The following is a 6,749-nucleotide window of genomic DNA, read 5'->3' on the forward strand; positions in this document are numbered from 1 at the left end:
CCATTTTGAAGGAGCAGGCCTTTGGCGCTGCCGGCAGCGACAAGCTGCTGATTGCCGGAAGCGCGTGATTGTGAAAGACGCACGTCATTGCGAACGCAGTGAAGATGCCAATAATGCCTCCCTGCCTTTGCCAAGGAGATTAAAAAATGTCTTTTAAATCAACGCTTTAGAGCTCATGGAGCGGGTGAAGGGAATCGAACCCTCGTATGAAGCTTGGGAAGCTGCCGTTCTGCCATTGAACTACACCCGCGCATGACCGCGAAGGTCAAGAGGCGCTAGTGTACATGCTCGCAACGCCCCCTGCGGGAGCGGCGCCTTGCCGCGATGGGCCGGTTATTTCAGGATGTCGCCCAGACACAGGTATTTGATTTCCACGTAGTCGTCAATGCCATGGTGCGAGCCTTCGCGGCCCAGGCCGGACTGCTTGACGCCACCAAACGGCACATGCTCGGTTGCCAGAATGCCCACGTTGATGCCGACCATGCCGTATTCCAGCGCCTCGCTGACGCGGAAGATGCGGCCCACGTCGCGGCTGTAGAAATAGCTTGCCAGGCCGAATTCGGTGTTGTTGGCAGCATCGATGGCTTCCTGCTCGGTCTGGAACTTGAAGATGGGCGCAAAGGGGCCGAAGGTTTCCTCCCTCGCGCACAGCATGTCGGCTGTGGCGTCTGCCACCACGGTCGGCTCGAAGAACTGGCCTGGCAGGCGCTTGCCACCCACCAGCAGGCGGGCACCCTTGGCCACCGCATCGTTCACATGACGCTCGACCTTTTGCAGCGCGGCTTCTTCAATCAACGGGCCTTGGTTGATACCTTCCTCAAAGCCATTGCCGACTTTGGCGGTTTTGACCTTGGCGGCGAATTTGCTGACGAATTCGTCATACACACCCGCCTGCACGTACAGCCGGTTGGAGCAGACGCAGGTCTGGCCCGCATTGCGGTATTTGCTGGCAAAGGCGCCTTCCACTGCGCTGTCGATGTCGGCATCGTCAAACACGATGAAGGGCGCGTTGCCGCCGAGCTCGAGCGAGAGTTTCTTGACGGTGGGCGCGCTTTGTGCCATCAAAATGCGGCCCACTTCGGTGGAGCCGGTGAAGCTGATGTGGCGCACCACGTCGCTGGCACACAGCACCTTACCCACGGCAATCGAGTTGTCGGCATCTGCCGTGATCATGTTGAGCACGCCGGCCGGGATGCCTGCGCGAATGGCCAACTCGGCCGCGGCCAGGGCGGTCAGCGGGGTCAGTTCAGCGGGTTTGATGATCACCGGGCAGCCGGCTGCCAGTGCTGGCGCGACCTTGCGGGTGATCATGGCAATGGGAAAGTTCCAGGGCGTGATGGCAGCGCAGACGCCAATGGGCTGTCGCAGCACCATCAGGCGGCGGTTGTTGTCGAACTGGGGCAGGGTTTCGCCGTTGATGCGTTTGGCTTCTTCGGCAAACCACTCGACAAAGCTGGCGCCGTAGGCCACTTCGCCTTTGGCCTCGGGCAGCGGCTTGCCCTGCTCGGCGGTCATGATGCGGCCCAGGTCGTCCTGGTTGGCCATCAGCAGGTCGTACCACTTGCGCAAAATGATGCTGCGCTCTTTGGCGGTCTTGCTGCGCCAGGCAGGCCAGGCGGCGTTGGCGGCGGCAATGGCTGCCTCGGCTTCAGCCGGGCCGAGATTGGCCACGTCGGCCAGATGGGCGCCGGTGGCTGGGTCGGTCACGGCAAAGCGGCTGGCGCCTGATACCCACTGGCCATTGATGAGGGCATCGGCCTTGAGCAGGGTGGGGTCTTTGAGCAGGGTGAGTGGAGAAGTCATGGTGTGGGTCTCTTGTCAAAATAATTAAAAGTGGCACTGATCAATGCATCAGATTGTCTGCACGGCGTCCAAACTGGCAGCCAGGATGTCCAAGCCTTCATCCACAATGGTATCGCTGGCCGTCAGCGGCACCAGGATGCGCACCACATTGCCATAGGTGCCGCAGGTCAGCAAAATCAGGCCGCGTTGGGTGGCCTCGGCCGCCAGCGCTTTGGCCGTGTCGGCACTGGGTTGGTGCGGATCGCCGTTTTTACACAATTCGATGGCCACCATGGCACCCAGACCGCGCACGTCGCAAATGCGTTTGTCTTGGGCGGCCATGGCCTGGAGCCTGGCCATCATGTGCGCACCAAGCAGGCGGCTGTGCGCCAGCAGGTTTTCTTTTTTAAACACGTCCAGCACGGCCAGCGCCGCGGCGCAGGCCACCGGGCTGCCGGCGTAGGTGCCGCCCAGGCCGCCAGCCGCCGGCGCATCCATGATTTCGGCACGGCCCACCACGCCTGAGATGGGGTAGCCGCCCGCCATCGACTTGGCCATGGTGATCATGTCAGGGGCGACGCCGCTTTGCTCGATGGCAAACCAGGTGCCGGTGCGTCCGGCACCGGTTTGAATCTCGTCGGCAATCATCACGATGCCGTGCTGGTCGCACAGCGCACGCAAGCGCTGCAAAAAGTCGAACGGTGCCACGTTGAAGCCGCCTTCGCCCTGCACCGGCTCCACAATGATGGCCGCCACGCGGCTGGCTTCGATATCGTTTTTAAAGATGGTTTCAAGGGAGGCCATGGCATCGTCCACGCTGACACCATGCAGCGCATTGGGGAAGTCAGCATGAAAAATCTCGTTCGGGAACGGCCCGAAACCCAGCTTGTAAGGCGCCACCTTGCCAGTGAGCCCCAGCGTGAGTAGCGTGCGGCCGTGGTAGCCGCTGGTAAAGGCGATCACGCCAGGGCGTTTGGTGTGGGCACGGGCGATCTTGATAGCGTTTTCAACGGCCTCGGCACCGGTGCTCAAAAAAAGCGTCTTCTTGGCAAACTTGCCCGGTGCCAGCGCGTTGCAGCGCTCGGCCAGTTCCACATAGGGTTCATACGCCAGCACCTGGAAGCAGGTGTGGGTGTAAAGGTCGATCTGTTTTTTAACCGCTTCCTTGATCTCCGGACGGCAGTGGCCAGTGTTGAGCACCGCGATGCCGCCGGCAAAGTCGATGTAGCGTTTGCCCTCGACATCCCACACCTCGGCGTTGTCGCTGCGGGCGATGAACACTTCGTGGCTTTGGCCGACACCACGGGGAATGGCGGCGCGGCGACGTTCCATCAGGGCGGCGTTGGTTTGTTCAGCGTTGGTCATGGTGATCCTGAGTTGTGGTAAGTTGCGCATTGGGCACAGCGCTTCAAAATTCTATGGTGCTATTTTGACCTGACAAGGGACACTTTTACCTGGCACGAAGGGGACACTTTCAGCGCACACACCCGGGCAGTAGGGAAAGCCCCCGATCACCTAAAATCCCGTGCTTTGACATCAAACCAGGTCTTTCACGTCATGAATCCAACCGCCATCCCGGTGACCGTCGCCGATATTCGCAAGACCTTTCTCGACTTTTTCGCCTCCAAAGGCCACACCGTGGTGGCATCGAGCCCGCTGGTGCCCGGCAACGACCCCACGCTGATGTTCACCAACTCGGGCATGGTGCAGTTCAAGGATGTTTTCCTGGGCACCGACAAGCGCAGTTATGTGCGTGCGGCCTCGGTGCAAGCCTGTCTGCGCGCCGGTGGCAAGCACAACGACCTGGAAAACGTGGGCTACACCGCGCGCCACCATACCTTTTTCGAGATGCTGGGCAACTGGAGCTTTGGCGATTATTTCAAGCGCGAATCGATCCATTGGGGCTGGGAATTGCTGACGCAGGTTTTCAAGCTGCCGCCCGAGCGCCTGCTGGCCACCGTGTATGCCGAAGATGACGAGGCTTATGACATCTGGACCAAAGAGATCGGCCTGCCGCCCGAGCGCGTGATCCGCATCGGCGACAACAAGGGTGCGCGCTACAAGTCAGACAACTTCTGGATGATGGCCGACACCGGCCCATGCGGCCCGTGCTCCGAGATTTTTTACGACCACGGCGCGCACATCCCCGGTGGTCCGCCCGGCAGCCCGGACGAAGACGGTGACCGCTTCATCGAAATCTGGAACCATGTGTTCATGCAGTTCAACATGGATGAGTCGGGTGCCGTCACGCCGCTGCCCGCGCCCTGCGTCGATACCGGCATGGGGCTGGAGCGGCTGGCCGCCATCCTGCAACACGTGCACAGCAATTACGAGATCGACCTGTTTGACGCGCTGATCAAGGCGGCCGCGCGCGAAACCCGTTGTGCCGACCTGGGCAACAACTCGCTCAAGGTGATTGCCGACCACATCCGCGCCACCGCCTTTTTGGTCAGCGACGGCGTGTTGCCGGGCAACGAAGGGCGCGGTTATGTGCAGCGCCGCATCATCCGCCGCGCCATCCGCCACGGCTACAAGCTGGGCCAGAAAACGCCGTTTTTTCACAAGCTGGTGCCCGACCTGGTGGCCGTCATGGGCGCTGCCTACCCCAGCCTGGCGGCGCAGGCGGACCGCATCATGGACGTGTTGCGGCTCGAGGAAGAGCGCTTTTACGAAACGCTTGAGGTGGGCATGCAGATACTGGACGAAGCCTTGGCTGGTGGCGTCAAGGTCTTGCCCGGTGAGGTGGCTTTCAAACTGCATGACACCTTTGGCTTCCCGCTGGATTTGTCGGCCGATGTTTGTCGCGAGCGCGGTTTGACGGTCGATGAGGCTGGTTTCAGGGCTGCCATGGAAAAGCAAAAGGCCCTGGGCCGCGCCGCTGGCAAGTTCAGGCAAGACAAGGTGCTGGACTACAGCGGCGCGGGCAACGCCTTTGTCGGCTACGAGCAATTCACGGCCGCCACCGAGGTGGTAGCCATTTATGTGGACGGCACCCCTGCCAGCGAGATCAAGGCGGGTCAGAACGGCGTGGTCGTGCTGGCCACGACGCCGTTTTATGGCGAAAGCGGCGGCCAGGTGGGCGATGCCGGTGCCATTTTTTGCGACCAGGCGCTGTTCGAGGTGCAGGACACGCAAAAGATCAAGGCCGATGTGTTTGGCCACCACGGCGCGCTGAAAACCGGCACGCTCAAGCTGGGTGATGCGGTCACGGCGCATGTCAACACCAGCCTGCGTCTGGCGACCCAGCGCAACCACTCCGTCACGCACCTGATGCACAAGGCGCTGCGCGAGGTGCTGGGCGGCCATGTGCAGCAAAAAGGCAGTTTGGTCAATGCTGAGCGCACGCGCTTTGACTTTGCCCACAATGCCCCGGTGACAGACGCGGAAATCCGCGAGATCGAGGCTCGCGTGAATGCCGAAATTCTGGCCAACGCCGCCACCCAGGCGCAGGTGATGGACATCGAATCGGCACAAAAGACCGGTGCCATGATGCTGTTCGGTGAAAAATACGGCGAATCGGTGCGGGTGCTCGACATTGGCAGCAGCCGCGAACTGTGCGGTGGCACGCATGTGGCGCGCACCGGTGACATCGGCCTGTTCAAGGTGGTGACCGAGAGCGGCGTGGCCTCGGGCGTTCGCCGCATCGAGGCGGTGACCGGGACTAACGCGCTGCTGTATTTGCAGCATCTGGAAGACACCGTCGGCCAGACCGCCAGCGCACTCAAAGCCCCAGTGGCCGAGGTCAATGAGCGCCTTGTGTCGGTGCTGGAGCATGTCAAGGCGCTTGACAAGGAAGTGGCTGCCCTCAAGGGCAAACTGGCCAGCGCCCAGGGCGACGAGCTGCTCAGCCAGGCGCAAGACATCAAGGGTGTCAAGCTGCTGGTGGCGCGCCTCGACGGTGCCGATGTCAAGACCCTGCGCGATACGATGGACAAGCTCAAGGACAAGCTCAAGACCGCCGTCATCGTGCTCGGCGTGGTCGATGGCGCAAAGGTGCAGATCGCCGTGGGCGTGACGCCTGACACCACGGCCAGGGTGAAGGCCGGCGAGCTGGTCAATTTCGTTGCCGGCCAAATCGGCGGCAAGGGCGGCGGCAAGCCCGACATGGCCATGGCCGGCGGCACCGAACCCGTAAAACTGGCGGCGGCTTTGGCCAGCGTGCAGGGTTGGGTGGAGGCCAAGCTTTAATGGTTTACAAGCTCGTCATTGCGAACGAAGTAGAGCAATCCATGATTTCCGACTGCATGGACTGCCGCGCTTCGCTTTCCATGAACAGCCCCGTCATTGCGAACGCAGTGACGCAATCCATGACTTCCGAAGACATGGATCGCCACGCTTCGCTCGCGATGACGAAGTCTCTGTTCAAGGTCCGTGTGCGGTATCGGACCAGGTACGGGGGGCTCGCAGTGACGGGTTCAAATTCGGGCAGCGCGTGCTGACGGTGCCTCTTTTTTCGTTTATTACTTAACTGAAACAACATCCCATGAGTGCTTTTTTGAATGAAACCGTTTTGAGCGTCCACCACTGGACCGACCGCCTGTTCAGCTTCACCACCACGCGCGACCCGGTGCTGCGCTTCTCCAACGGCCACTTCACCATGATCGGCTTGCGCGATGACAATGGCAAGCCGCTGCTGCGCGCCTACAGCATCGTCAGCGCCAACTACGAAGACCATCTGGAATTTTTGAGCATCAAGGTGCAAGACGGCCCGCTGACCTCGCGGCTGCAGCACATCAAGGTGGGTGACAAGATCGTGGTTGGCAAGAAACCCACCGGCACCTTGTTGATTGATTACCTGCTGCCCGGCAAAAACCTGTACCTGTTCGGCACGGGAACCGGCCTGGCCCCGTTTTTGAGCGTCGTGCGCGACCCCGAAACTTATGAGAAATTTGAAAAAGTCATTCTGGTGCATGGCGTGCGCGAAGTGGCCGAACTGGCGTATTACGACTACCTCACGGTGGACCTGC

The 6,749-nt window shown here is 60.9% G+C and carries 4 protein-coding genes and 1 tRNA gene; 2 read left to right on the plus strand and 3 right to left on the minus strand.

Translation table 11 applies throughout. The features are described from left to right. Positions 1-176: 176 nt before the first annotated feature. The 3 genes from IBX54_RS11045 to gabT form a co-directional block, all read right to left on the minus strand. Positions 177-250 (minus strand) — tRNA-Gly (locus IBX54_RS11045). A gap of 83 nt (positions 251-333) precedes the next feature. Next, complete coding sequence (locus IBX54_RS11050; protein ID WP_296542707.1) at positions 334-1,803, minus strand: NAD-dependent succinate-semialdehyde dehydrogenase; 1,470 nt, start codon at positions 1,801-1,803, stop codon at positions 334-336. 48 nt (positions 1,804-1,851) lie between these two features. Continuing rightward, the gene (gene gabT, locus IBX54_RS11055) at positions 1,852-3,147 is read right to left on the minus strand and encodes a 4-aminobutyrate--2-oxoglutarate transaminase (RefSeq protein ID WP_296542708.1); all 1,296 of its coding nucleotides are present in this window, start codon (positions 3,145-3,147) and stop codon (positions 1,852-1,854) included. A 192-nt stretch (positions 3,148-3,339) separates the two neighbouring features. On the opposite strand from gabT, the gene alaS reads away from it, so the two are divergent. Together alaS and IBX54_RS11065 are read left to right on the plus strand one after the other, a co-directional pair. Further along, positions 3,340-5,970, plus strand: coding sequence for an alanine--tRNA ligase (gene alaS / locus IBX54_RS11060; RefSeq protein WP_296542709.1), 2,631 nt, complete (start codon positions 3,340-3,342; stop codon positions 5,968-5,970). A 295-nt stretch (positions 5,971-6,265) separates the two neighbouring features. Continuing rightward, positions 6,266-6,749, plus strand: a 484-nt coding sequence (locus IBX54_RS11065) for a ferredoxin--NADP reductase (protein WP_296542710.1), incomplete at its 3' end; no start/stop codon positions are given.

The organism is Rhodoferax sp., assembly GCF_014859475.1.
Taxonomy (GTDB): domain Bacteria; phylum Pseudomonadota; class Gammaproteobacteria; order Burkholderiales; family Burkholderiaceae_C; genus Rhodoferax.

Coding starts and splice junctions, on each gene's coding strand:
- IBX54_RS11050 (WP_296542707.1), bottom strand. CDS start 1,803: ATGACTTCTCCACTCACCCTGCTCAAAGACCCCACCCTGCTCAAGGCC.
- gabT (WP_296542708.1), bottom strand. CDS start 3,147: ATGACCAACGCTGAACAAACCAACGCCGCCCTGATGGAACGTCGCCGC.
- alaS (WP_296542709.1), top strand. CDS start 3,340: ATGAATCCAACCGCCATCCCGGTGACCGTCGCCGATATTCGCAAGACC.